The following is a 24,743-nucleotide window of genomic DNA, read 5'->3' on the forward strand; positions in this document are numbered from 1 at the left end:
TCGAGGGTTTCTTCAAATTTACAAATTCAAAAAACTTAAAATGTTAATTTTTATATAATTCAAAATTAAAAACGTGATACTTTCTCGTAATTTAATTCATCAAAATGATTGATTACCAGATCAGCCAAAGACAAATCCTGATCTTTAGAATGTAAACTGTTGTAACCAACACAAAATATACTCGCGGCTTTCGCTGCTTTCACCCCATTGGTACTGTCTTCAATTACGATACAATTATTTTTTGGAGCAACAGACAAAGATGCTGCATGCTCAAAAATAGCAGGATTTGGTTTTGATTGCGGAAAATCTTCACCACTCACTATGTGTGAAAAATACTGGTGTAAATCAAAACGACCGAAAACACGGTTTATTGTTTCTTTAGAAGCCGATGAAGCCACAATTAGCTGCATTCCGTTCTGATGAAAATCTTTTATTAAATTTTCTACTCCTTCTAGCAAAGCCAAATCTTCTTTGCTGTCGAATGCTTCATTAAAAATTGATCTTTTTCTCAAAATCAAATCTTCAACTTCGTGTTGTAACTGAAAATGATCTTTCAATTTCTGAAACGTATTTCGGGTTGACAATCCTGTAAAAGAAGTGTACATTTCCTCAGGAACCTCAATAGCCAGTTCCCCAAATTGTTTGTAATAAGCATAACGGTGTACGAGTTCTGTATCTACAATTACACCATCCATGTCGAAAATTACGGTTTTTATCATTTTTTTTTCTTTGAGATTCTAAGATTCTGAGATGCTAAGTTTCTAAGCTATTTAGACAACTTAATTATATTTTGGTTTAATTAAGTTTAATGTTGTTTAAACTTTTAAAACGATTAAACCTTTAAACGATTAAACTTTCTATTCTTTTTTAAGCAAATATCTAATCACTGTTTCGGCGGCATGAAGACCAAACAATCCAGGCATATAACTATTGGTTCCGTAGAATGATTTTTTATAATTAGAACCATCAGTCGTTTTGACACTTCCTTCGTCTGGTTTTTCTAAAGAAAATACGGCTTTTACACCTCTGCTAACGCCCATTTTTTTAAGGCGTTTTCGAACCACTTTTGCAAGCGGACACACTGTTGTTTTAGAAATATCTTTTACAACCACTTTACTGGCAATCATTTTTCCGCCAGCACCCATATTCGAAATGATTTTCACACCTTTTTTCTTAGCTCCAACAATCAAATTCAATTTTGGAGTAATACTGTCGATGCAATCTAAAACGTAATCAAAATCGGTACTCACAATTTCAAAAGCACGCTCTGGCGAAAGAAATTCTTTTACTCTTATCAAATTCAATTCTGGATTAATATCCATCAATCTATCACCCACAATATCTACTTTTGGTTCTCCAACAGTAGAATGTAAGGCAGGCAACTGTCTGTTAATATTGGTAATATCCACCACATCTCCATCTACAATAGTCATGGTTCCCACTCCAGCTCTTGCCAGAAACTCGGCTGCAAACGACCCTACTCCACCAAGCCCAACGACCATTATATGGGAATCTTTTAATCTTTGTAATCCTTCTTTTCTAAATAATAGTTCGGCTCTTTCCGTCCATTCTGCCATACCTCTTTTTTGTTTTTTGTTTATTGTTTATTGTTTGCTGTGAATTACAACCTATTTTTAAAAACGGTTGCAAAATTACTCTTTATTTGTTGTTTCAGCTCATCCAAACTCCAATTTTTATATTGTGCTGCCAAGGCATACACTTCTTCGATTCCTACTTCTGCTGTATCCGTTTCCAGAAAAAAACGATCATTCGGAATACTCTCAAAAACAGTTTTCAATTCTGGATTTTGCAATAAATATTTTCCAAACGAAAGATAAAATCCGTTATCAATGAGTCCTTTTGCCATTTGCTTATTTTTCGAAAAACCATGAATAATCATCGGAACCGTAATTTTTAATTTTTTCTTTATGGCAATTACTTCCTGAAAAGCAGCCACACAATGAATCACAACAGGTTTATTATGTTTTTGTGCCAAAAGCAATTGCCTTTCAAAAACGATTTCCTGCAAAGTAAAAGGAATTTCAATGCGCTTATCAAATCCACACTCACCAATAGACAAACAATTTATTTCCAGTATTTTATCATTTATTATCTGCAATTCTTCTTCAAGTGAATTTTCGGCAATACGCCACGGATGAATCCCAATAGAATAATGCGGAATCGAGACGTCAAACTCACGAGGATACTGATTAACGAGTTCCAAAACTGTTTCCTGATTGGTGAATTTGTGAGTATGTAAATTAAAATATTCCATTAATCGTGAAGTTCCTTATGTCTGTTTTTATTTCGAAATAAAATTTTAGGCAAAAATAGTTTAAAGTTCCAAAGCCTCAAAGTTTATGTTTTTCACAGAACCATTAAAAATTATTTGGGCGTGCCCCCGTTGAGAAAAGGGGCTTACTCAGCAATGCGCTTATACAGCCCCTTTCCTCAACGGCGTCGGGCTATCCGCGCTACTTCGGTAGCTTGCTCCTATCCCTCACGCAAAAAACATAACTACTTTTAAAAACATTAACATACTTGAGACGAGTAAAATAGCTACAAAACTAAAAAATTAGTTAATAAACTATAAAAATAGTTTGTGAACTAAAAATATAGTTGTAAGTTTGATTTGAAATTTTATTCTAAATTTTAAAAACAAACAAAATGCAAAAGTTAACAAACAAGGAAGAAGAAATCATGCAGATTTTATGGAAGCTCAAAAAAGCATTCGTAAAAGAAGTAATGGCCGAAATCACCGAAGACCAACCACATTACAACACCCTATCCACAATTATCCGGAATTTGGAGGAAAAAGGATATGTTTCGTATAATGCCTTTGGCAACACGCACCAATACTACCCGCTGGTAAGTATCGAAGAATACCGAAAAAAATTCATGAGCAGGGCAATTGACAATTATTTCAATAGTTCCTATAAAAATATGGTTTCCTTCTTTGCCAAAGAAGAAGAAATAACCGCCGAGGAACTCAGGGAAATTCTAGCCATGATTGAACAAAAAAAATAACCTACTATGGAAACACTATTCATAAATATCATAAAATCCAGCGGATTGATTGCAATGTTCTATATTGCTTATTATTTGCTTTTGCGAAAAGAAACATTTTTTACAGCAAATCGTTGGTTTCTTTTGGCAGGTTTGATGACCTCCGTGATTTTACCATGGATAGTTTTCACTACAATCGTTTGGGTAGAACCCACACCAACCAACATAGATTGGTCAAAAATCCCAATGACACCCGTGCAGGAAGAAAGCTTTGAGATTAATTGGTATTACATTTTAGCAATTGCTTACACAATTGGAAGCGTACTTTTAATAACACAATTTATCTACGACTTTTATAATCTAAACCGTGTCATTAAAGGAAAGTCCATTCAGCACCAAGCCGATTATAAATTCATAGACACGACAGAAAACATTGCGCCTTTCTCCTATTTCAACACCATCGTTTACAATTCATCACTGTACAGCGAGTCGGAAATGGAAAGCATACTTGAACACGAAAAAGTGCACAGCGAGCAATACCACACAGTAGACGTCTTAATCACACGTTTCTTCTGTATCTTTTTTTGGTTCAATCCCTTTATTTGGCTGTACAAAAATGCCATTTTGCAAAATTTGGAATTCATCGCCGATAGCGAAGCAACCAAAAATTTATCCGACAAAAAAGCATATCAACTCACGCTTTTAAAAATAACAACACAAGAGAATTGTGTTGTGCTTACCAATCATTTTTATCAATCATTAATCAAAAAACGAATCGTTATGTTAAACAAAAATCAATCAAAAAAATGGAATTTATGGAAGTATGCTTTAGTGCTTCCAGTATTAGTTGCCTTTATGGTCCTATTTCAAATAGAAGTAATTGCACAAGAGAAAACAAAACCAAAACAGACAATTGAAAAAAAGTTAGCAATAATAGATTTTATTATTACCAAAAACACCAGCAACCAAGAAATCAAAGAGCAATGCGAAAAACTGAATAAAACATTTAATGTTAATTTGACTTTTTTTAATATCAAGAGAAATTCGAAAGGGGAAATTATAAATATTGACGGAAAATTTGAAGACCAAACAGGCAGTGCTAGTTGTAATCAATCTGAAAACCCAATTAAACCGTTTAGATTCTATTATAATCCAACTAATAAAGAAATGGGCTTTGACATGGATATATCTAATTCAAAAAACAACAAAGGAAGACAATCTACTTCTAATACTATTTCATCACCAGCACTTCCACCAAAAGTTAAAACGATAAAAATTGCCCCATCAGTTTCACCAGCGGAAAGTACTGCTACTCCACCAGCACTACCACCAACTGTAAAAAGCACTACTCCGCCTGCTCTCCCACCAAAGGTTTCGACAATAAAATTCACATACCCTACTGAAAAAAATCAAATAATAGCTTCAAATAGCAACAACAAAACTGTTTCAATCAACGAACCAATGATTATTATTGATGGAGTAAAAGCAGATTCAAAAACAACAGTCAATAGCTTAAATAAAGAAGAAAATAACAAAACATATTTTCAAATTAATGGACCAGTAACCTTACCTCCAGTTATCATAATGAATGGAGTCAAAATCAACAGTATTTCCAGTGTGAATGAAATTAATCCTGATGCCATAAAAAGCATGAATATTTTAAAAGGCAAAACTGCTGAAGATAAATATGGAAAAGATGGGAAAAATGGGGTAATTGAAATTACAACAAAAGAAAATGCTGTTATTTTAAAAGAATCTCCTAAAAAGGATTGATAAAACACTAAATTAAAAAAGACGGTTCAAGACCGTCTTTTTTGTATTTTTAAAAATAAAAACAATATGTTTAAAATAGTAGCAAAAATCAACAAGCTCATTTTACCAAGCTTTACCAAACAAAGATTAGATATTTCAAAAGCCAAAAAGTGGCAATTGGCAATTATTGGGTATCGCTATTATGTGACTTCCAGAGCACTTGAGTAAATACAGTCTGAAGATCTCAGTTGGCAGCAATCAGTAATTTGCAAACTTAATTCTGCTATCTGAACACTAATAGGTTATTGCCGCAAAAATCTCATTACCGGCAATTTTTTCTCTTCCGTTCAAGAAAGTGATTTCCATTAGGAAATTGCATTGTACAATTACACCACCAAGTTTTTCGACCAATTCGCATACCGCTTTTGCAGTTCCGCCAGTGGCCAAAACATCATCGTGAATCAATATCCTATCTCCTTTTTGAATGGCATCCGTATGAATTTCAAGCGTATCAGTACCATATTCCAAATCATACGAAGCAGAAATGGTATCAAAAGGTAGTTTATTGGGTTTTCGAACAGGAACAAAACCTGCATTCAATTCCTCGGCTAAAAGCATTCCAAAGAAAAAACCACGACTTTCTACTCCAATTACTTTATCAATTTTTTTATTTTTCAATTCTGAAACCAGGATTTCCAAACATTCTTTTCTTGCATTGGCATCAATTAGCAACGGAGTAATATCTTTAAATACGATTCCCTCTTTCGGAAACCCCTGAATATCACGTATATATTTTTTTAAGTCCATTTTTTTTAATTTTTATGTAAATTTCGGCTTGCAAGATACATATTTATTCCTATATTTGCACCCGCAAACAGGTTTAGCGAACGTTAAACAAGTTTCAAAAAGGCCTCGTGGCGCAACTGAATAGCGCATCTGATTACGGCTCAGAAGGTTACTGGTTTGAATCCAGTCGAGGTCACAAACTTAAAGAATGAATATTCTTAAACACCAACAAAACCCGCTATTTGCGGGTTTTTTTATGGACTTTATTAGTCAATGTTGGTCAATATTCGCCATATCTATTCCCCCTCAGACTACCCCTCATCATTAAATTGGCGATTTCTTATAAATCTTTGAAAAATTCCCCTAATGTAATCTTATGAATTTCTAAGACCTTCATAAGGGTCTTCAATGTAATATTTCTTCCGTTTTCTATTCTCCAATACTGAACTCTATTAATATCGTATTCGAAAGCAAATGTTTCATGACTTGTATAACCTTTTTCTTTGCGTAGATTCTTAATCTTATCAGCAATCTGAAATATCTTTTGCTCTATTTCTTTTTCTAAATTTTCCATTAAACGAAATTTGGAAAATAACCGCATAAAATTTACCGCATAAATTATACTGCATATATTATGTATTTTACTAATTTAGCCGAAAAATCATGATTATGAAACAGATAGCACTTATCTTAATAACTATCCTAATTTTAACAGCAAAAGGAAATGCTCAAGTTAAAATACCGCAAAAAATAAACGATGAGTTTGCTTATTGGATAGTAGAAAATTATAAACACGGAGATATGAACACACAAATATTTATTATTAATATCCTGAGTGAAAAAGGAATTGAAATGAATAAAATTGGTGGCATAATACAATCCATTGGGTATAACCAAAAAAATAGAAATTTGCTTTTAGAAGCATTCCATGATAGACTAGGCAACGAACCAGAATACTTATACAAAAATCTTGTATCAATTGGTATTTCAGCTACTAGCTCAAAATATCTTACAGATTATATTACTAAGGAAAAATACAAACCTCAAAAGGCTACAAATAAAATTCCAAAATAATTTTTTACACTATATGTTCCACGCAAATCTAAAAATTACAAAACAACCATGAATAGAATAATCTTTATAATCTCAATTATTCTTTTTCCTCTTGTAAAAGGGCATTCACAAATTAGCAACGCTACTGAACTTTCAAATTTTGCTAAATATAAATATGACATTAAGAATAAAAATCTAATCGAGAATAAATGGAGTTTAATCAAATCAGACAACAACATTGAAGATAATAGAGGGGTAATAATATCTAAATCGATGTATTCAAAAAACTATGATAATAAAAACGAATCTCGATTATTGATTGAAAAAAAAATCTATCCTGATAATAAAAGCGTAATACTATTATGGACAACATTAATTATTTATAATGGTAGTCATTTTGACAAACTTATAGACGGTCTTGAAAAATTAGGTTATAAATTCAAACCTCTTACCAAAGGAAAATTGTTTGCTGGTTCTCTTGAAGAAAAATTTTTAATAACATCTGAAATCAAAAATATAGAAGACGATAGTTCTAAATGGTACTACGAAATCAAATTTGTCTATAACCCGAATTAAAAATTAATTTATTTTGTACAGAAACGACCTCAAAAGGGTCGTTTTTTTTATTGCTAAATTTTAATATGTAAGAAATTTCACTTTATTTTACTATTGTGTTAATTAAATTTTTTTCCAATGTTAATTTAATGTTACCTAAACATTAAGTTTTTGTTAAATATTTCAAAAACACCCTGAAAACCGACTAAAAAAAAATCTCCCGAGAGTTTATATAAGTATGAAATATTAAACATAAAATAAATGAAAAATTATTACTCTGTTAAAACCATTATGAGAAAGGATAAAAAAAGAAATGATGGAACTTATCCTTTGAATTATTTGATAATTTTTAATTCTCAGAATTTGAAATTGTCCGCTAAACATTATTTACCCCTTAATGAATGGGATTTTGAAAAGAACTCCCCAAAAGGTATTGGTAATTCTATACTAAAGAAGAAACTCCAAAATGAAGAAAAAACAATTTATAACCATCTATTGGAATTGGAACTTTCTGGAAAGCCCCTTACAAAAGAATTGATTAAAGAAAAATACTCAGGCGGTAATACCAAAAAAGATTTCTTTTATCACTTTGATGAATATTGTAAAAAGAAATTTAGAATGATTGAAGAAGGAACCCAATATCACTATGAGTTATTCAGAAAACAATTGAAGGAATACAGAACAAATATTGACCTTGAAGAAATAGACTTAAAGTTTATTGAAGATTTTCTATACTACTTGGCTACTGAAAAAAAAGTAGGTGTAAGTGGAATTGCAACTCGAAGAAAAACCTTTTCTGCTGTTTTAAACAAATTCGTAATTGACAAACTGATAAAAGAGAATCCATGTAAGCATATCAAATTACAAAAAGAAAAGGAACGAAATGACTTTTTAACTTCAAAAGAAATTGAAAATATTAAGAATGCAGATTTAAAAATGGGGAACCTAACCAATGGTTTAAATCTAACTCGCAAATTATTCCTATTCAGTTGCTATACAGGGTTAAGATTTTCTGATGTAATGAATTTAAAAAAAGAAAACATTGTTGACAACAAAAAGTTGGTTCTAGTGATGAAAAAAACAAAACGAGTATTAGATGTTCCTTTAAATTCATGGGCAATTAAACTTTTAATCAGTTTAAATATAAAATCAAAAAAACCAAAAGAACTGATATTCGAAGGAAGAGAAAATGTATCAGTCAACAGAGACTTAAAGCTTATTGCAAGAATTGCGAAAATAAAAAAAAGATTGACTTTTCATGTTGCCAGACACTCTTTCGGCTCAATGTTAGCTAAAAACGGAATACAACCCTACTTAATGATGAAACTAATGGGACATACAGATATCAGGATGACTCAGCGATATGTAAACTCAGATGAAGAAATTTTAACCAATGCTATAAAAACCGTAAACTTCAATTAATCATGAATAAAGAAATAAGTAATACAATAAATCCCAAACTATTTAAAAGAAAAATTCTTGAATTAGTTTACACCAAAAGAGAATTAGAAGCTGAAAAAAATAAGAGCCTAGAATACAAAAAAAATACCATCAAGCCTAAATTAGAAACAGACTTACTTAAAATTGATGATATTATTAGAGAATATGGTTTAAGTAGAAAAACTATTGATAGAATGAGAGAGAGAGGTTTAAAAACCTCTCAGTCCTCACCCAGAGGTACTGTATGGATTATTAGAAAAGATTTGGAAAATTTTATAAAAAAAGATAGATATGGTCGATAACGCAATTTACAATGCTAAAAATATAACTCTTACGTCAGAATTAAAAAATATGTGTTGGAAAGACGTAAGTGATGACGATGTACCCAATAAAATTTTAAAGAAAACAACATTATTTAACGATTTTACAGATAATAAAAAAAAATTCGGATTAAAACTCTTGCTTTCAGAAAACATTATTACGGGTTTATATTCGTTGTCTATAACAGGAAGCATTAGAAAATGGTATTTCAAGGAAAATTCAAGAAGTGATTTAACTTATGACGAATTTATTGATTGTATAGAAAAGATTGAGTACAAATTAGGTCTAAAAAAAGGAAAAATCTGGAAATTATTCGAAATAACACAATTAGAAATTGGGATTACATTGTTACTAAAATCATATTTCCATAATGTAATAAATTGTTTTGTAAGATATAGAAATTCCATAAGAGATAACCAATACGAAAGTACAGTTTATTTTAAGTTTCAGAATTATGAAATTCTTTTCTATGATAAATTTTTAGAAATGTATGATTTAAAAGTGGATGAAAAAAAGACATGGACTAAAAATCAACAAAACGTATTTAATAAATTTCATTTTTTAAGATTCGAAATAAGCGCCACTACGGTATCTGGCACTAAGTTTAAAGATAAATATGACACCCTTGAATTATTAAGAGACAATTGGAATTCATTACCTACAATGCTTGAAAAATATTTGAACGATATAACTTTTGTAGATGTAATTTCTAAAGAAAAAAACAATAAAAAAAATACTCATACAGGTCTTCTAAATTATACAGATTTTATAAATCGTTTGATTTTTGATGAAATCGAAAATAAAGGACTTCTTAACACTATAAATTTATTTGACAAATTAGTACACCCAAACAATAAAAGTAAAAATTTTAAAGATTTATTAAATAGGTATAAATCGAATATAACGAATGAGATAGATTTAATTGGCGAATTAAAAAAGGAATTAAGGAAGAAATTGGATAGATTATATAACAACAGTAAGATTCGATAGTGTATTATCTAATATTTCTATGAAAGTATGAGAGTATGAAAGTATGAAAGTATGAAAGTATGAAAGTATGAAAGTATGAGAGTATGAGAGTATGAGAGTATGAGAGTATGAGAGTATGAGAGTATGAGAGTATGAAAAGCTGTAAAAGCAAAATCATCGTTCGGGCAAAAATTGATAAAAGACAAAAAGAGAAATAAAACGATGCTTTCAGAATACAAACAATTAATCAACTTTTTCCAAAGGATAATCAAACAAGAGTAAAAAAAAATCCAAAACAAAAAAAATCATGAAGTATTTGAGAACAAACTAAGTTTTAATCCTAAAAAACGAGATAAAGTAATTATCGAAATCAAATCATTTCTTTAATCAAAAATAGAGGACTAAATCTGCCCTGTATTGACTTATTAATACAATTGAGCCACGAATATACCTAGATCAAAATTAAATGCTTAAAAAGCACCTTATTTTTCTGGATTAATTATACAACTGGAAAAACAGTTAAACGAGGCATTTTTAATGAAAAAAAAGACAATGGTCTGACTGAAACTCATTTAATATTTTTTCTTACCCCTATTTACTGTGTAGCACAAAAACAGTTGGAATACACAATTTATTCGAAGCAGATTTATTGCATTAAATTCATATATTTGAGAAATGAAGAACACGAAACAAACATTCGTCAACAAACCCAATTAGACATATATCAGAATGTTTATTTCGTATCATCCATATTCTTAAAACCAGAAATATGCATTACAAATTAACAGAAGAAATTATTGCCCTTAGCGATTCCCAAGCGTGGAATTTTGCCAAACTGGAATGGGATTTTAATTTTGCATACTATTCTGAGGATTTACAGACGTGCTTATGTGGTCATTACCCAATTAGAAATATTTGTGTAATACGAAATAAGAAAAATTCAAACCAAACCGAAGTTGGAAATTGTTGCATAAATAAATTTTTAGGAATTGAGGATGGAAATAAAATATTTACTTCGATAAAGAAACTTAAAGATGATAATTCTAAAAGTATGAGCGCTGAAGTAATTGATTACATTTATAATAAAAATGGAATTTCAGATTTTGAGTATAAGTTCTACGTAGATATATATCGAAAAAGAAATTTAACACCGAAACAACTTGCAATAAAAGTAAGTATAAATGATAAATTTCTAGCATTTACAAGTTATGAAACTAACTCACATTTTAACCGAATAAATCTTGTTCTGAAATGGGCAGAAAATAATTCTTCGTTTGACAAAGATTTCATATTGTCTTTGAAAAAAAATTGCGAAAGGAATGGGAAGCTATCTGAAAAACAAAAAATGGCTTTGGAAAATATAATTACAAAATTTAAAATCGAATAAAAATACGGTTGGTAACAGCTAGAACGGATTTGAGCAATTGACTTACATGCAAAGACAAAAGCACACAAACAAAGACAGAACAGAAATGGCAAAGAAAAAATATTATGTAGTTTGGGTTGGACGACAAACAGGTATCTTTGAAACTTGGGACGAATGTAATGAACAAATATTTGGTTTTCCTAAAGCTGTCTTCAAATCTTTCATGACAAAAGAATTAGCTGAACAAGCTTTTAAGAGTTCAAGCAAGGACTTTATAGGAAAAGATATTTTTGAAACGGAATTGACACCCGAACAAATTGCATTAATTGGCGAACCAATTAAAGATAGTATTTCTGTTGACGGAGCTTGGAATACCACCACAGGCATTGTGGAATATCAAGGCGTTTATACGAAAACAGGCAAAAACATTTTTAAAGTTGGTCCGCATGAGGACGGAACAAATAACATTGTTGAGTTCCTAGCAATTGTTCACGCATTGGCTTATTGCAAACAGCATAATTTGAAATTACCAATTTATTCTGATAGTAAAACTGCTATTAGTTGGGTAAGAGATAAACAAGCACGAACCAACCACGACAAGAGCGATAAAAACAAAAAACTGTTTGAACTTATAGACAGAGCAATTAAATGGCTAATTGAAAACGAATATGACAATGAAATTCTGAAATGGGAAACACGGGCGTGGGGTGAAAATCCAGCTGACTTTGGAAGAAAATAAAAGATTTTTTTGCTATAAAATACTAATTGAATTTTGGAAACGAACACAAAAATAGATTTAAGCGCATTAAACGATAAACAACTAGATGCTGTTATCAGCGAAGACAAACGCCTTTTGGTTCTTGCAGGTGCAGGCTCGGGCAAAACAAAAACTCTTTTGCAAAAACTTATTTACCTCATTGAAGAAAAAGGTGTAAGTCCTTCAAGCATCCTTGCTATTACATTTACCAAAAATGCAACAAATGAAATGCTTGACCGACTTATCATTTCGGCAGATGTAAGTGGCGAATATGAAAAACAACTTTTTGATAAACGTAAAAGTTTAGCAGACAAAGACAAGGAAAGATTTTTTCAACAAAAAAAACACACTTGGATTGACGGGCTTACAGTTAAAACATTTCACAGCTTCTGTTACAGCGTTTTGCGTAATTATGGCGTAAACGAATTTGATAATAAATTTAAGATTATTGGAGACGAAAAACGAAGTGAAGATGATGAACTATCAAAGCACATTGCCCCTGTAACTGCGTTTGAAGTAATGCACAAACTTTTGATAGAAGAATGCGATAACACAGAATACCTTTTACATCTCAAACGATACATACTCGATTATATCATTGACAAAATTCATTTAAAACAAATTGACCCAAAATATTTACCAAAAGATGGCAAGTATTTCACAACGCTTAACGGAACAAAAGTTCGTTCCAAATCGGAACAATTTATTGCAGATTGGTTTTATCGTCATAGTATCAAATTTGAGTATGAGCCTTTGCTAAACGTAAAAGATTTTTCGTTTAGTCCTGATTTTTATATTCCTGAAGCAAATCTTTACATTGAACACATAAGCGATATAAGTTTTCCAACTAAAGACAAAGAAGAACAGTTTAAAAAAGGAAATCTTTTGTTAGTGAAAACTTTTGAGAGTATGACAAAAGACTCTGCCTTGTTCAATCACACGCTTGATAAAATTGTAAAAAATAGGCTACCAGCAGACTATCACAAAACAATTTCTATCAACTTCAAAGAAGAGTTTAACGGCTATCACGAGGACGTGAAAGATTTTGTTCAACAAATCATGCGTATTACGGATATGATTAAAGTTGAAAATATCAGCCTTGACATCGTTTTACAAAATGCAAGACAAGACCAACACGAACGAGTTCGTAATTTTTACGATTTGGCAATTCCAATTGTAAAAAAATATATTCACTATTGCACTGATAAATCCTATCTTGATTTTAACGATTTGATTTCAAGAAGTACTTCTTTATTTCAAAATCACGAAGATATTGCAAACAAATACAAAGGAAAATTCCAATATATCCTAGTTGACGAGTTTCAAGACGTAAACAACTTACAGGTTGAACTCATTAAACTATTGCTAACCAACAACACACAGCTTTTTTGCGTTGGTGATGATTGGCAAAGTATTTATGGATTCAGAGGTTCAAACGTCAGCTATATTGTTGAATTTGAAAAACACTTTACAAATGCAAAAACGATAAAACTCAACCTAAATTACCGTAGTACTCAAAACATAGTTGGTGCAAGCAACGAAGTTATTAAACACAACAAATTCAAAGTTGATAAAGATGTTCAGGCATCAAAAAAATCTGAACATAAAATTGTTGTTTATTCAGGTAACACCGAAGATGAAAATTTACAATTCTGTTTTGACAAAGTAAAAGAACTTTTGGAAGATGGAATAAGTAATGACGAAATTTTGTTTTTGTATAGGAGAAGTAAAATGTTTAGTCCATATTTCTACAAATTCAAAAATGAAAACATTCGTGTTCAAGGCAAGACAATACACGCTTCAAAAGGACTTGAAGCAAAAGTTGTTTTTATAATTGGTTTGACAGAAGGAAATGGTGGCTTTCCTGATATTTGGCTTGAGGACAGGATTTTTCAGATAATTAAAAAAGCAAATCACGACTTGCTAATGGAAGAAGAAAGACGCTTGTTTTACGTTGCTATCACTAGAGCAAAAGACAAACTTTTTTTAATCACTCAAAAAGGGAACGAATCAAGTTTCTTAAAAGAAATTCCATCAGCATTTACTGTTAGGACAACAAATGCAATTAAACAGGTAGTTGACAAAGTAATTATGTGTGACAGTTGTTTCAGTCAATTAGAAAAACTTCACGTTTATTGCCCATATTGCGGACAAAAAGTAATGGACAACATAGAAGAAAATATTAAAAATGAGAAAGCATACTCTGTTGACGAAATCAGAAAAACCCATACACAAGCATATCAACCTTGGACAAAGGAAGATGACGAAAAGCTTGAATTTCTTTTTTGTCAAGGGAAGAATCCAAATGAGCTTTCAGCAATATTCGGACGAAATTTAGGCGGTATTAACGCAAGAATTGAAAAACTACAACTCAAAGAAAAATATGACAAATAATGCCCAACCACCAAAATCTAAAATATGACAATTGTAAAACCGTGTCCATTTGAAATAGAAGCTAGTTTAAAAAAATGGGATAATTTAGAAAATTATGTTTTACAGGAAAGTAGTTTAAAAAAATTATTTACTCAAACATATCCTGAAAATATCGACATAGATGATGTGTTAATAAAAGTTTGCTCTCTTAATGATTTTTATAGCACAAATATTTTCTCGCCTTTCTCTGTTGCTAAACATATTGTCGAATTAAGGATAGATGACAAACTTAAAATGGAAGATTTAACAATCGTTAATAAGATTGCTAATGTAAAAATGCCTGGAGATAAAAAAAGAAATTTTTATTCCTTCGCATCAAAATATTGTAGTCATCATAAACCAAATATTTATCCAATTTATGATTCTTTTGCGGAGAAAATGCTTTGCTATTTTCAAAAAATTGACAAATTCCATAATTTCAAAAAATATGATTTGAAAGATTATGAAACCTATAAATATATTATCCAAAAATTCAGTAACTATTATGGTTTGGATGATTATGATTTAAAAAAGATTGACAAATATTTATGGATAAAAGGGAAAGAACATTTTGCAAAAAATTATAAACCAAAGTAGAACTAGTAGAACTACTTCGCACAACATAATCTAAAAAAAGAAAAAAGTAAATATAGAATCCAAATCATTCCTTTAAATAAAAAATTAAGTACTAAATCTGCTCTGTATTGGCTTATTAATACAATTGAACCCGAATATATCCAAATAAAAATTCGATGCTTAAAAAGCACCTTGTTTTTATGGTTTAATTATTAGGACAGGAAAAACAGATAAATGAGCCATTTTTAATGAAACAAATAGATAATGTTCTGACTGAAACTCGTTTGTTTTTTTCACCCCTATTTACCTTTTACAGAAAAAAAGTCTGGAATAAGCAAATTTATTCCAAGCAGATTTCTTACTTTAAAATTCTTATATTTGAGAAACAAAGAGTACAAATAAGCAATCTTCAATCTACCTGAATTAGTATATCTAATAGAATAATTGTCGTGCTTATATTCAAGTAGCAAACATTTTTTAACAATCTGCAATAAATTAAGATGAGAGGTTTTGAGTCATACACAGTACTAAAAAATAATATTAGAGATTCTAAACAGATATACGACATTACTTTTCATCTTTATCAAGCTGAAGAGTTACGTTTAAAGCCTGAATTAGAAGAACTCGGCAATAGAAATATATCATTTAAAACTTCTGTAGGGCTAATTGAACATAGCCATAAAGCTTTACACGATAGATTAATTTCTCTATACCCTTTTAAGCTTAGACAATTGATATTAATCAATACTATAACTGCTTTAGAAGTTTTCTTGACTGATGTAATTCTTGAAATTTTTAAAAGAGATATTAGACCTTTCAAAATAAATGAACCGATTACCTTTCAAAGAAATTATCTTTTAAGCTTAAGTTCAATTGATAATTTAAAAGAGGAAATTATTGTAAAAGATTTCAGAAACTTGACAAGTGGAGGTTTAGCACAAATAGTTAAATATTATCTGAAAAACTTTGACATTGACATAAAGAATTTAGGAATTAATTTTAATGAAATAGAAGAAATACACACCCGAAGACACCTTTTTGTCCATAGAAACGGAATCATTGACAATGATTATGTAAACAAATATCCAGAGTATAATTTAAAAGCTTCTCAGCAACTAAAACTTACTCATGAATACTTGTTATTCGCATTAGAAAAATTATCTCAATTTGCGACATCAATTAATAAAGCATTGTTACTCAAATTTCCAGAAATAAATAGAAAACCAATTTATTATAATGGAACTAAGGAATTTAACAAAGAGCTTAAAAACATAATGCTTGACATAAGTGTTTTAAGCGATAGCTATGACGTTACTGATTACTTTAATAATTTAGAAACACCATATAGAAAATTTTCAGATTACATTGTAAAGATTATAACTTATGACAACTCATGTTTATTATTCATTACTGGAAAACAAGGAGAAATATCCTCATTTTACAAACATATCAACGAAAATAAATTTTTAAAACTTAATAAAACAATCCTAATATAAAATAAAAAATATTTGCAATTATGGAAATAAAATTTACTGGTAAGTATAAATCAATAACATCTTTTGATTGGTCTAACATACCGAAATTTGTAGTTATTACTGGACCAAATGGAACTGGAAAATCTCAATTGTTAGAATTAATTTTTAATACCATAATCGATAAGCAAGGAACGACAGAACGACTACATATAATTAATAAAGATATAAAACCAAATGAAGTAGTCTTTTTAAAAGGAGAATGGCAATTAGAAAACACTGCTTATACAGATTTATCAACTATACAATCTCAATTTTCTAATCATTTTCAACAGTTTCAACAAAATCATTATCAATATAACGGTAATCAAAATTCAGAACATAACTTAAAATTATTTTCAACGTTTAAGGAAATCCTTCAAAAAGTTGGAAAACATAATTCTAGTCAAGTAACAAAAGAAGAGTTTTTTGAACATTTTCCTGAAATATTGATTGAACGTGAAAGTCAAATAAGTCAAAAAATAAGTGAAATTTTCTATAATTATAGACTGTCAGAAATAGAACTTTTAGCAAAGCAAAAAAGTAATGAAGAAATAATTTCTGAAATTGGAATCAAACCTTGGTGTGTATTAAGAGATATTATAAAAGAAGCGAAACTTCCTTTTGATATAAATGATCCATCAGAAAATGGCTTTAGAGACGGTTTTCAATTAAAGTTATCACACAATTTCACTAATGAAAACGTTGATTTTAATGATTTGTCTTCTGGAGAAAAAGTTTTATTATCTTTAGTTTTCTATTTATACAATTCTCAAGAAAAAAACATTTTCCCAAAAATATTACTATTAGATGAACCAGATGCGCATTTACATCCTTCAATGTCTCAACAATTTCTGAATGTAATTAAAAATGTTCTAGTAGATAGATTTGGAGTTCAAGTAATAATGACAACTCATTCTCCATCAACTGTTATTCTTGCTCCAATTGAATCAATTTTCGAAATGTCAAGAACGCAACCAAGAATAAAAAAATCTACATCAAAAAACAATTCAGTCTCCCTCTTAACTTCTGGATTAATTTATGTAGGAGAAGGAACAAAATATTTTTTAGTTGAAGATAATGATGATGTAATATTCTATTCTTTTATTTACAATCAATTGACAACAGAAAAACATATTGATGCAGATGTTCCTTTGGTTTTCATTCCTGCATCAACAAAAGACAAATCTGGCGGTAAAGATGCAGTTCAGAATTGGGTTAAAAAATTACAAAGTTCAGGATTGGAAAATATAGTCCAAGGATTGATAGATGCAGATTATGGAAATGAAATTTCTAATGGTGTTTATAAAATAAATAGATACAGTATTGAAAATTATTTAATTGACCCAATAATTGTTTATGGTGCATTATTAGATAAAGAAAAAAATGAAAAAATAGATGGAATAAAATTAGAATTAGGAGAAGAATACAAACTCAAACTGATGTCAAATATTGAATTACAAAAAATTGCTGATTCAATAATAAATTTAATAGAAACTGAATTACCAAAATATTTTACGGATTTTAATTCTGAAATTGAAAATGAAAGAATTGAAGTTAATTTCGTTAATGGAACAAAGCTATTATATCCGAAATGGTTATTAAATAGAAGAGGAAAAACAATATTACACGAAGTGTACAATGAAAAATTCAAAAGTACAAATATCAATTTTAACACTTTATTTAAGGCATTAAAAAAAATAAATATGTTTCCGATAGATTTAGTAGAAAAACTTAATGAATTAAAAAACGTTAACTAACAGCTACAACTAATTTGAGTATTTGGCTTAATTTGAAAATGGTTTTATATTTGGGTAGATTTAGTAAATCCGAAGAGGTTGCTTATTACAATCCTGCTAACCCAGAACGAGCATTTACTAAATCATAAATTTATTTATAGATTACCCCTCTCATTACCCCTAACAAAATAAGATAGCTATAAACCCAAGTAAATAAAGGGGTAAATTAATTAAGTTTCGACCCAGTCGAGGTCACAAAACAAATCCTTAAACATACTGTAAATCAGAAGTTTAAGGATTTCTTATTTTATTTTGACATTTCCTCCTCAGGTTTTGGGATTGATCGGACTTTTTCAGTGCCCTAGCATTAAACAAGGCCCTTTTAATCTAAATTACTGCCTTTTTGAGATTCATCTTTAGCTCCAATATTTTTATCCGAAGTATTAAAAATAAAGTTCATTCCAGACATCGACTTTGCATCAAAAAGATAATTGAAAAACCGCACTTTATTCGGTGTTTCTGTTCCTATTTTATCTAAATGATACGCCGGTAAACCAGGAAAGGAATGGTGTGATTCGTGTAAATTGAAATTAAGATAAAGAAATCGTGCCACTAAATTTGAAAAACCAACACTTCGGGTGTATTGTATCTGTTCTGAATATCGAATTGGTTTTACTTCATGTTCCCCAGCAATTGGAATTTTTATGTGAGAATGTTGGCTCAGAATAAAAACATCACTAATCACAAGACTGATGAAATAGCCAATCCCTAAATGAGAAATTATCCAATTCCCTTCAAAATAAAATAGCGGAATATATAAAGTAATTTGCAAAAATATATTACGATAAATTCCCTTCAAATGAACTTTTAAAACGTGTCTTCTCAATTTTCCGATATTCCAATAATTCCCAATCCTGTAACCAATTGTAAACAGCGGAAACCAAATAAGCCATGAAATATTTACTAATGTTTTAGTCAAAAGATTGAACTTTGGAGCAACCGTCCCTTCTGTGGTTGGATCTTTGTCGCGAAAACCCGTCCATTTGTGATGCAGGTTGTGAATATTTATCCAACTTATAAATGGAATGAAAGAGATAAAAGCAAAAATATTCCCAAAGAATTTATTTACAAACCTACTTCTAAAATAACTAAAATGTCCGGTTTCATGCAGCAAAATAAAACACTGAAAAAAGAAAAACCCCAAAAGTATTTGTCCCGAAATATAACCAAAAGACCAAACGGGAAAATACGACAAATAAATTCCGAAACTCATTAAAATTACTGGAGTAATCAGGAATAAAATTGCTTTTGAATCATTGGGTTTAAAATCCGTTTTGGGTGATTTCATACTATTGCAGTTTTATGAACTTCATTAAATTTTTTGACATAAATATTTCGCACCTCGTCTTTGTTTTTTTCTAAATCATTAAGAATCCAGTTTTGGGTATCGATGGTTTCTAATATTTCAACTTTAATATTTCCGCTTTTAAGGTGCTCATGCCCTTTTATCAAATTTATTTCTTCCGGAATTCCAATAAAAACAGGAATAATATCAAGCTTGCAAACAGTCGTTAAATGATAAACTCCCTTGTTGAAATTCCCAATTCCGTGAAGTTGGTCGTGAACGCCCTCCGACGAACCTGCGATATTTATTTTTTTAGTTTTTGCAATTTTTTCCAGTTTTTTAAAAAAATCCAAACGCTTTTCCGTTTTATGTTGCTCCGGAATGTATAAAACACCAATGCTTATTGCCGACAAAGTGAGCGGAACAATCTTTAAAGTTCTATCCGACAAAAGAAAAACTGTATTGGTATATCCCAAAGCAGTCAATGCAAAAATGTCTAAATCGGAATTGTGATTGAAAGTTATAAAGTATTGGTTTTCGGAATTAAATGGGATTTCGTTTGGCAACTGAATTTTAATTCCGATTATTTTCAATACTAATTTTGAAGAAAACGAAACCAAGTATTTCCTATTGAAATTCAACAAATAATCAACGGATATAATTCGTAAAATTATACCCATTGAACCGGAAATGATTAGCAAAACAGATGCTATCGTAATTCTTAATTTAGTTTTTATTCTATTTTGCATATAATGGTTTGCATGGATAGGTTCAACTTTCTCTGAAATAATAAAACCGGACTCAACAAAAGCTGGAATAAAAAGTAAGGAAAAATGATTTTATCCAGTTTCAAACCTTTTCCAAACATTTTAAAATATGTTCCTGTAAAAATGTAAAAATAGGGCGGAAATGCTCCGTAAGGCAGGTATTCTTCAACCATCAAATTATGTTTTTTCAACATATTCAAAATCGCCTTTTTTGTATATAAAGCCGTGTGTTGTGGTGCTTGAACTCCCGGCCATTTGTTTTTGAAAAGTTTAAATGTCAATGAATCCAGTCGCGGAACTTCGATTATCAATTTTCCTCCCGGTTTCAAGACTTTTTTTGCCATTTCGAGCGATTTATTTGGGTCGTAATCGTGTTCAAAAAAATGCCACATCGTTACCAAATCGTATTTATTTTCTTCAATAGGCTGTTCGTAAAAAAGGCCTTCGTAAAAATTTATCTTGTCAAAATCAGGATAAGACAAATCTTCCTTGAAATCGACACCACTTATTTTGCAATCGTATTTTTTATTAAGATGGAGCAAAAAAGTACCAACGGCGCAACCCACGTCTAAAATTTCGGTTTGGGAATTTATTTCAACATATTTTGAAACCAATTTATCCTTCTCCCTATCGTGCTTGTTCATCGCCCTTTCATAAAGCGGAGTCAAAAATCCCCAGTCTTTTTTCTTGCGATGCGCAATATATTCCGAGTCATAAAACTCTTTAATTTCGGTAATTGGCAAACGCGGTTTTTGATAAACCAATTCGCATTTTTTGCATTGAACGTATAAAAATTTACCCTCTTTTCCGGTTAAATCATCTTCTCCTACAAGAAACTTTTCAGATTCATCCGAACCACAATGATAACAGCTAATAACTTCAAAATTAAATCTTGAAGGATTTCCTAGCTTTAAAATTTCTTCTTCGGGGTTAAATTTCATTGGATATAAAAATTAATCGGGTTAATAAAAACAACAACAAAAACAGGTAAGGTGCTGTTTTAATGTTTTTTAAAACTATAAAAACAACAATTGGAAAAACGATTAACAAAGTTACTAAATTGATAATTTTTAAATTCGGAATCAAAATTAGCATTGACAAAACAGCAAAAATAATACAGTATTTTTTTTGAATTGGAAATTGAAAATCATCCAAAATTTCAAACACAATCATAGAAAGAAACAATGAAATTGAAACTAAACTAAATTGACCTTGAAGCGCAATAAAAGCCAAAGGATATTTTAGCAAAGGCAAATAACTTTTGAAATTTCTGCTTTTGAATAACAACAAATAAAGAATATGATTCAGACAGAAAAACAAAATTATTCCCTTAATTAATACGGTTTTGTAAAAAAATAATACCCAGAGAAAACCAAAAATCAGAATCATTAAAACAAAAGTCAGCCTTTTTTTTGCTTCAGCGTTTGTATAAATTCTGTCAATTTTTTTGCTGTCGATAACTGAGTTTTGTAAATCATCATACAATCGCATAATTAACAGAAAAAACATAATTAAGCCAAAATTATAAGCATCTTCAATTCCAAAAACGAGTTTGGTTTTAGAAAAAAGAAGGAGAAAGACTGTCAGTGATAAAAAAATACTGAGGCTAAATCGTTGTCTTATATATAGAACAAATTCACTCATTTATAAAAGTAATTTCACCGGTATCGGCATTCAAAAGAATCAAATCGTTATCTTTAATTTTTACTGTGGCGTTTTCAACTCCCACAATTGCAGGAATTCCAAATTCTCTGGAAACAATTGCGCCGTGCGACAGCATTCCGCCACGTTCCACAATCAATCCAGAGATTAACGGAAAAACAACAACCCAGCCTGGGTCGGTTTGTCGCGTAACGAGAATATCGCCCATTTGCAATTTGGAAGCTTCCATAACAGAGGCCAAAACTTTAGCTCGCCCTTTGATTATTCCGCCACAAACTGATAATCCTTGTATCGAATTTCCTGAATCTGTAGCTGTTTTGTTCTGTTTTCGTAATTTTTCAGCATCAGGATATTCGCCAAGATTGCTAGAAAAATCGTCCGGAAATACAACACTTCTGTTTTTTTCAAATTCTAATTTCACATTTTTAATTCGTTCATCAATATTTCCAGAAAGCATATCCGAGGAACTAAAAAGTTCGGCGATTTCCTGATAGCGCAAATACAAAATATCGTCTGCCATATTCAGAAAATTTCTTTTCTGGAATTCAACTCCGGTTTTGTTGATTATTTGTTTGAATTTAAAATAAACCAAAGCCTGTTTCAAACGAACTCTTTCTCTTGCAGAAATCCCTTTAGAAGCCAATTTTATCAGTAAATTTAAAACCCCTATTTGAACAAATGACAATAGAAAAAAGATTCCGTTTTTGGAATAAATTTTATTTTTGAAATCTTTTATAATCGAATTCCGTTCCTCCAGTTTTGACGCAATCAATTTTTCGGGATCGCTGTCTGGAAGCGTGTCGTATTGTTTTAGAAGTTCTATGAATTTTTCTGGTTCTTCGCTGTAATTTTTGGTCGTAAGCATCAACTCTCCCGAGCAACGGTAACCCCAATTTTGAATATAATCATTGATTAAATATTTAATTTCGGATTCATTGGAAGATTCGTTCAACCAATCAAGAAAATCAAGCGGATTTAAATTTTTGAATTTTTCGTAAACAACCGGATTATTTCTCAAGGAAATTTTAATTTTATAAATCAAAACAATCGGAATACTGCTGATTAATTCCGGAATTGCCTGGATTAATTTATTGTGAATTCCATCGGCTTCATCACCGTAAAATTTCCTGCAATATTTTCCCAAAACGCCGTGATAAAGCATTGCAAAAAAATCAGCCAACGAAGCCTTGTACCAACTGTGCATTCTGATTTCGATAAAACCGTGAAAACACAATCTCAAATCGTTGAATGAAATGGCAAAATCAGCCTTTTTGGAATAATTCAAAACTAGAGTTTCAAATTCGGAAACTGTTTTTTCGAGTTGCGAATTAAACCTGTAAACTTCTCTGATGAATTTTAATTTGTTAACGATTCCGACATTATTTTCATTTTTATTCGATTCAGCATAACCCACAAAATTGTTGAACGATTTTGATAAAGTTTCCGAAAAAGGCGATGCCGAAATAATTTCGTGAATGCTACTCATATTATAGTACATTTTGCATCCAAAAGCTCCAATAACATTGGCATAAGACGATTCCAATTCCGAAATTTTAACTTCGGGAATTAAAAAAAGTTTAGATAAATTTTTAAAATAATTATAGTATGAATCCCTTGCAATCGAATACAATAACGGAGTCAAAGCATCCGGATAATTCTCGTTGACATTGGTGTTCGACCAATACATTTTTTTGCTTTTGGCATTCGTGGTAATCGGTCGTGCCTGAACAATATGAAACGTTTCATCTTTAATCGCCCATTCAATATCTAGCGGAAATCCATAGAAATTTTCGAGCGTTTTGGCATGTTTTAACCCGTCTTCAAACGGAATTTTTGTTTTTGAAGAAGTGTTTTTAAAATCTGCCAAAATCGTAAAACTCTCTGGAATTACTTCTCCAGAAACAAGTTTTTCAGCATGACCTTCAACAAATTCAATCAGCATTTCAGCTTCGTTGGACGGATTTCTAGTAAAAGTCACTCCGGCATAATCGGGTTCAATCAAAGTTTGAACTATCACGGCCATCCCGTTTAATTTTTTTCCAGTTTTGTCCTGATAGGTTTTTACATTTTCATTGGAATATGAATTCCAACATTTATAAATATTTTCAATTATTTCGTCTTGTTCAAACGAACTGATAAACGAAGACAACTGCCCCGCAAAGGAATTATCAACGGAATCTTCGCCTATGGCAGAACTCCGAACCATGTATTTATCAGCTCCAATTGCGTTTAATTCGCCCTTTAATTTATCCTTAAATTCAGGAGACAAAGTCGTTTTATCTCCCGAAAAATCTTTAAAAGCATTTGCCAAAATCACAAATCCTTTCGGAACGGGATATCCGGCTCGCATCATTTTGGAAAGATGAAAAGCCTTTGCTCCCGACAGATTTTCAGAAATTTTATGGTTTAAATTAAGAATATACATCAGAAAGAAGATTTTATTTTTAAAGAAACTAAAACCAGAGACATTAAAATATGTGTTAGACTATTTACAAAAAGCAGTAAAATTGCTGTTGAAAAATTTACGCAACCGAGTAAATAATAGACAAGTGCTACTCCAAAAGCTGAATCTATCTTATCGAGCATCACGAAAAAATATTTTTTATTTAATGCCGATTCTCCGGGTTTTATTCCTAATTTCCTCTTAAAGAAAGAGTTTGGAAGTTCAAATGCCATGTAAGCCAAACCCAAAATGAATCCTAAGAATATTGGATTTTCCAAGTTTA

At 30.6% G+C, this 24,743-nt stretch carries 24 protein-coding genes and 1 tRNA gene; 15 read left to right on the forward strand and 10 right to left on the reverse strand.

All coding sequences use genetic code 11. The features are described 5' to 3' along the window. Nucleotides 1-65: 65 nt before the first annotated feature. From EM308_RS12985 to EM308_RS12995, 3 genes are all read right to left on the reverse strand, one after another. On the reverse strand, nt 66-719 hold the full coding sequence (locus EM308_RS12985; protein WP_035636157.1) for an HAD family hydrolase: 654 nt from the start codon (nt 717-719) through the stop codon (nt 66-68). A 138-nt stretch (nt 720-857) separates the two neighbouring features. Continuing rightward, a complete protein-coding gene (locus EM308_RS12990; protein ID WP_035636154.1) occupies nt 858-1,577 on the reverse strand; it encodes a tRNA threonylcarbamoyladenosine dehydratase in 720 nt (239 codons plus the stop codon). A gap of 44 nt (nt 1,578-1,621) precedes the next feature. Continuing rightward, nucleotides 1,622-2,275 carry a TatD family hydrolase gene (locus tag EM308_RS12995; protein WP_035636152.1) on the reverse strand — a complete coding sequence of 218 codons (654 nt, stop codon included), beginning with the start codon at nt 2,273-2,275 and terminating at the stop codon, nt 1,622-1,624. A gap of 392 nt (nt 2,276-2,667) precedes the next feature. On the opposite strand from EM308_RS12995, the gene EM308_RS13000 reads away from it, so the two are divergent. The 3 genes from EM308_RS13000 to EM308_RS13010 all read left to right on the forward strand — a co-directional run bounded on the left by EM308_RS13000 (nt 2,668) and on the right by EM308_RS13010 (nt 4,986). Further along, nucleotides 2,668-3,027 (forward strand): BlaI/MecI/CopY family transcriptional regulator, encoded by a 360-nt coding sequence (locus EM308_RS13000; protein WP_035636149.1) that lies wholly within the window; start codon nt 2,668-2,670, stop codon nt 3,025-3,027. A gap of 6 nt (nt 3,028-3,033) precedes the next feature. Beyond that, nucleotides 3,034-4,779, forward strand: coding sequence for a M56 family metallopeptidase (locus EM308_RS13005; RefSeq protein ID WP_051877732.1), 1,746 nt, complete (start codon nt 3,034-3,036; stop codon nt 4,777-4,779). Nucleotides 4,780-4,845: 66 nt separating this feature from the next. After that, complete coding sequence (locus EM308_RS13010; RefSeq protein ID WP_035636147.1) at nt 4,846-4,986, forward strand: hypothetical protein; 141 nt, start codon at nt 4,846-4,848, stop codon at nt 4,984-4,986. 66 nt (nt 4,987-5,052) lie between these two features. Here EM308_RS13010 and EM308_RS13015 read toward each other — a convergent pair whose 3' ends face one another. Next, nucleotides 5,053-5,565, reverse strand: a complete 513-nt coding sequence (locus EM308_RS13015; protein ID WP_035636144.1) for an adenine phosphoribosyltransferase — start codon at nt 5,563-5,565, stop codon at nt 5,053-5,055. A 101-nt stretch (nt 5,566-5,666) separates the two neighbouring features. On the opposite strand from EM308_RS13015, the gene EM308_RS13020 reads away from it, so the two are divergent. After that, a tRNA-Arg gene (locus EM308_RS13020) sits at nt 5,667-5,740 on the forward strand. Between the two features lie 144 nt (nt 5,741-5,884). Here the strand turns inward: EM308_RS13020 and EM308_RS13025 are convergent. Further along, the gene (locus tag EM308_RS13025) at nt 5,885-6,118 is read right to left on the reverse strand and encodes a helix-turn-helix domain-containing protein (protein WP_035636142.1); all 234 of its coding nucleotides are present in this window, start codon (nt 6,116-6,118) and stop codon (nt 5,885-5,887) included. A gap of 95 nt (nt 6,119-6,213) precedes the next feature. Here EM308_RS13025 and EM308_RS13030 point away from each other — a divergent pair, with 95 nt between their 5' ends. The 11 genes from EM308_RS13030 (at nt 6,214) to EM308_RS13080 (ending at nt 18,264) form a co-directional block, all read left to right on the forward strand. After that, the gene (locus EM308_RS13030; protein ID WP_156101334.1) at nt 6,214-6,618 is read left to right on the forward strand and encodes a hypothetical protein; all 405 of its coding nucleotides are present in this window, start codon (nt 6,214-6,216) and stop codon (nt 6,616-6,618) included. A gap of 48 nt (nt 6,619-6,666) precedes the next feature. Continuing rightward, a complete protein-coding gene (locus EM308_RS13035) occupies nt 6,667-7,173 on the forward strand; it encodes a hypothetical protein (protein ID WP_035636137.1) in 507 nt (168 codons plus the stop codon). A 240-nt stretch (nt 7,174-7,413) separates the two neighbouring features. After that, complete coding sequence (locus EM308_RS13040) at nt 7,414-8,574, forward strand: site-specific integrase (protein ID WP_035634013.1); 1,161 nt, start codon at nt 7,414-7,416, stop codon at nt 8,572-8,574. A gap of 2 nt (nt 8,575-8,576) precedes the next feature. Further along, nucleotides 8,577-8,894, forward strand: coding sequence for a hypothetical protein (locus tag EM308_RS13045; RefSeq protein WP_035634011.1), 318 nt, complete (start codon nt 8,577-8,579; stop codon nt 8,892-8,894). Further along, on the forward strand, nt 8,884-9,903 hold the full coding sequence (locus EM308_RS13050) for a hypothetical protein (RefSeq protein WP_035634009.1): 1,020 nt from the start codon (nt 8,884-8,886) through the stop codon (nt 9,901-9,903). Before EM308_RS13045 ends, EM308_RS13050 begins: the two co-directional genes overlap by 11 nt. A gap of 748 nt (nt 9,904-10,651) precedes the next feature. Beyond that, on the forward strand, nt 10,652-11,269 hold the full coding sequence (locus EM308_RS13055; RefSeq protein ID WP_070261854.1) for a hypothetical protein: 618 nt from the start codon (nt 10,652-10,654) through the stop codon (nt 11,267-11,269). Between the two features lie 85 nt (nt 11,270-11,354). After that, on the forward strand, nt 11,355-11,987 hold the full coding sequence (locus tag EM308_RS13060) for a ribonuclease H1 domain-containing protein (protein ID WP_035634032.1): 633 nt from the start codon (nt 11,355-11,357) through the stop codon (nt 11,985-11,987). 33 nt (nt 11,988-12,020) lie between these two features. After that, nucleotides 12,021-14,399, forward strand: coding sequence for an ATP-dependent helicase (locus EM308_RS13065; RefSeq protein WP_070261855.1), 2,379 nt, complete (start codon nt 12,021-12,023; stop codon nt 14,397-14,399). A 24-nt stretch (nt 14,400-14,423) separates the two neighbouring features. Then, on the forward strand, nt 14,424-15,014 hold the full coding sequence (locus EM308_RS13070; RefSeq protein ID WP_035634006.1) for a hypothetical protein: 591 nt from the start codon (nt 14,424-14,426) through the stop codon (nt 15,012-15,014). Between the two features lie 479 nt (nt 15,015-15,493). Then, nucleotides 15,494-16,489: a hypothetical protein gene (locus EM308_RS13075; protein ID WP_035634004.1), complete on the forward strand. Its 996-nt coding sequence runs from the start codon at nt 15,494-15,496 to the stop codon at nt 16,487-16,489. 20 nt (nt 16,490-16,509) lie between these two features. Next, entirely contained in the window at nt 16,510-18,264 is a 1,755-nt protein-coding gene (locus EM308_RS13080) for an ATP-dependent nuclease (protein WP_035634002.1), read from the forward strand. 361 nt (nt 18,265-18,625) lie between these two features. Here EM308_RS13080 and EM308_RS13085 read toward each other — a convergent pair whose 3' ends face one another. The 5 genes from EM308_RS13085 to EM308_RS18090 all read right to left on the reverse strand — a co-directional run bounded on the left by EM308_RS13085 (nt 18,626) and on the right by EM308_RS18090 (nt 24,738). Continuing rightward, the gene (locus tag EM308_RS13085) at nt 18,626-19,591 is read right to left on the reverse strand and encodes a fatty acid desaturase family protein (protein ID WP_035634000.1); all 966 of its coding nucleotides are present in this window, start codon (nt 19,589-19,591) and stop codon (nt 18,626-18,628) included. Next, nucleotides 19,588-20,337: a 1-acyl-sn-glycerol-3-phosphate acyltransferase gene (locus tag EM308_RS13090; RefSeq protein ID WP_035633999.1), complete on the reverse strand. Its 750-nt coding sequence runs from the start codon at nt 20,335-20,337 to the stop codon at nt 19,588-19,590. The genes EM308_RS13085 and EM308_RS13090 overlap by 4 nt, the downstream gene beginning before the upstream one ends. Then, nucleotides 20,322-21,296: a class I SAM-dependent methyltransferase gene (locus EM308_RS13095; protein WP_035633997.1), complete on the reverse strand. Its 975-nt coding sequence runs from the start codon at nt 21,294-21,296 to the stop codon at nt 20,322-20,324. The genes EM308_RS13090 and EM308_RS13095 overlap by 16 nt, the downstream gene beginning before the upstream one ends. A 695-nt stretch (nt 21,297-21,991) precedes the next feature. Further along, nucleotides 21,992-24,442 carry a PEP/pyruvate-binding domain-containing protein gene (locus EM308_RS13105; RefSeq protein ID WP_035633990.1) on the reverse strand — a complete coding sequence of 817 codons (2,451 nt, stop codon included), beginning with the start codon at nt 24,440-24,442 and terminating at the stop codon, nt 21,992-21,994. Next, nucleotides 24,442-24,738 (reverse strand): CDP-archaeol synthase, encoded by a 297-nt coding sequence (locus EM308_RS18090; protein ID WP_156101296.1) that lies wholly within the window; start codon nt 24,736-24,738, stop codon nt 24,442-24,444. Before EM308_RS18090 ends, EM308_RS13105 begins: the two co-directional genes overlap by 1 nt. Nucleotides 24,739-24,743: the final 5 nt, after the last annotated feature.

It is taken from the genome of Flavobacterium gilvum (genome assembly GCF_001761465.1).
Taxonomy (GTDB): domain Bacteria; phylum Bacteroidota; class Bacteroidia; order Flavobacteriales; family Flavobacteriaceae; genus Flavobacterium; species Flavobacterium gilvum.